General features: G+C 49.5%; 2 protein-coding genes and 1 pseudogene. All 3 read right to left on the reverse strand.

What is annotated here, in order from left to right:
* Positions 1 to 251: pseudogene (locus GOV53_RS21220) on the reverse strand (hypothetical protein); the annotation flags it as partial.
* The gene (locus GOV53_RS21155; protein ID WP_170470536.1) at positions 248 to 862 is read right to left on the reverse strand and encodes an adenylate/guanylate cyclase domain-containing protein; all 615 of its coding nucleotides are present in this window, start codon (positions 860 to 862) and stop codon (positions 248 to 250) included. The pseudogene GOV53_RS21220 and the gene GOV53_RS21155, both read right to left, overlap by 4 nt.
* A gap of 149 nt (positions 863 to 1,011) precedes the next feature.
* Entirely contained in the window at positions 1,012 to 1,365 is a 354-nt protein-coding gene (locus GOV53_RS21160; protein ID WP_217361274.1) for a group I truncated hemoglobin, read from the reverse strand.
* Between the last annotated feature and the right edge of the window lie 609 nt (positions 1,366 to 1,974).

Consider the following 1,974-nt stretch of genomic DNA (forward strand, 5'->3'; position numbering starts at 1 on the left):
CACTGGAACTTCAGTGTGACCGTATCCGCTTTGCTCCGGCTGGATACGAGGACAGGCTTGCGAACCCCGCCTTCAAGACAGAAACGCACGCCGAGTTTCTGTCCAAGTTCACGAGCGTCCGCCGCAACCCCTTTTAACCCAAAACTAGTATTCCTGGAGATCGTGAGGATGTCAGGGAACCGGGACAACTCTGTAATGATGTCTTCCGTCAGGCCATCGGAAAAATACTCCTGCTCGGGATCATTGCTCATGTTCTTAAGGGAAGCACAACAATTGAGCTGGTGGACTCTTGCAGTTCTGCCACGTAGGGAAGGCTACTGTCCTCGATAAGCGCAGTTCCGCAGCTGTGCGTGCCAAGCTCGCCTGCAACAGCGTAGACCGTAATTGGTTCGGAAATATTTTTGAGCTTTCGGGTGCCCTTGTTCTCAAATTTGAGCTGGGCCGACCGCTTGGCGTGATCAAACACAGCATTACTTACGAGGACCATGCCCGGCTCAGCTTCAGACTCAATACGACTTGCTACATTCACCCCATCGCCAAGCAAATCGTCGCCATCTACTACGACATCGGCAAGATGGACCCCAACCCTGATTTCTAGTCCTATCTCTCGCTTGGTTACTGGTGCAGCGAGTTGAAGCTGTAAGTTGTAAGCACAGCGAACTGCCGCCACCGGGCTAGAAAACTCCAAAAGAAAACCATCACCCGCGCGGTTAAAGACCCGCCCTTTGTGCGTGGCGGCAACAGTTCCGATTAACTCGTTTAACAGTGTAACACGATTTATCGTGTCGACTTCATCTTCACGCATCCGAGTGGAATAGCCAACAACATCGGCGGCCAAGATAGTAGACAATCTCCTATTCATATTGGAGGTTCCTTTTGCGCATAAATTCTAAGCCAAAATGCACGATTGACCCATAGTAAGCCATTTGACTTCAAGAGTCTGCAAGTCGGACAAGCAAGCTTTTATTTTATGATTTGAATATTGCCGACTCTACCCGGTTGTGGCGAAACTCAGATACCTACAACTTGGTCCTTGAGGCTATATAAAATGTATAAGACCTCTTCTTGTTCCCGTTGGCCGACGCCGTTAGCCTTTAGGGCGTTCATGGCGTCGTCTAAAACAGCGACAAACTCATCTCCGCTGATGTTCATGTACTGATGCGCTGCAACCATATCCTTGCCTGTATATATCTCAGGTCCGCCAGAACCAGTTATGAAGAAGTCCCCTGCCATCTGTTTGAGGTGCTCCATGTCAGTTCCCGCAAATCGTGCAGCGACAACTACGTTCTTGGAGTGATTGTCCACCAGAACGTCGACTATTCGCCGAATACCGTCCGTTCCTCCCAAACGTTCATATAGCGTCATTGACATAGCCCCCCCGTGTCTTGCTTACCTCAAACCTCGATCTCTTGTGAATGCTAGCATGCCGCACTGATTGGCACCAAATCTATAGCATTCAGGCGATGTCTATGATCGTAAACCATCACCAAGTGTGATGTCTGCTTTGGGCTCGAAGCAGTCATTCGTTTAATCGCAACGGATGTCCACTTTGCGCAGGAAGATGACTTTGCAAAGTCTTGGGTACAGGTCGCAACAGAAGTCTATTTTCTCAGTATTCCGGCCCTATGCACGGGTCCAGGTCAAAAAATAGTCTTTGTGTGCGAAGCGCTGGCGAGCTCTGAAAAGCTTCAAGATCTTTTGGTCATTTGGCGCATTTGCCGGGAGGGCTTTCGAAGAATGAGACGTTGATGGTATCAAAAAAGGGGAAGATTTGCGGTTCCAGAGGCGCGACATCATTGCTGCCGAGCACGGTTTCCAGGAAGATTTGGACTGAAGTTTTGTTCTCTGCCGCTATGCAGATTTAGTTTTTGGAACGGCTTTCTATACGTTCCCAGCACCAACTGATCAGGAAAGATAGCCCTCCGACTAAGAGGACTATCATCGCCGCCGCTTCTATTCGGAAGACCGCAAACT

This window comes from Ruegeria arenilitoris (genome assembly GCF_013035315.1).
Classification (GTDB): domain Bacteria; phylum Pseudomonadota; class Alphaproteobacteria; order Rhodobacterales; family Rhodobacteraceae; genus Ruegeria; species Ruegeria arenilitoris_D.

Excerpts from the sequence above, each read along its gene's own strand:
- GOV53_RS21155 (WP_170470536.1), bottom strand. The coding sequence starts at position 862 with ATGAATAGGAGATTGTCTACTATCTTGGCCGCCGATGTTGTTGGCTAT.
- GOV53_RS21160 (WP_217361274.1), bottom strand. The coding sequence starts at position 1,365 with ATGACGCTATATGAACGTTTGGGAGGAACGGACGGTATTCGGCGAATA.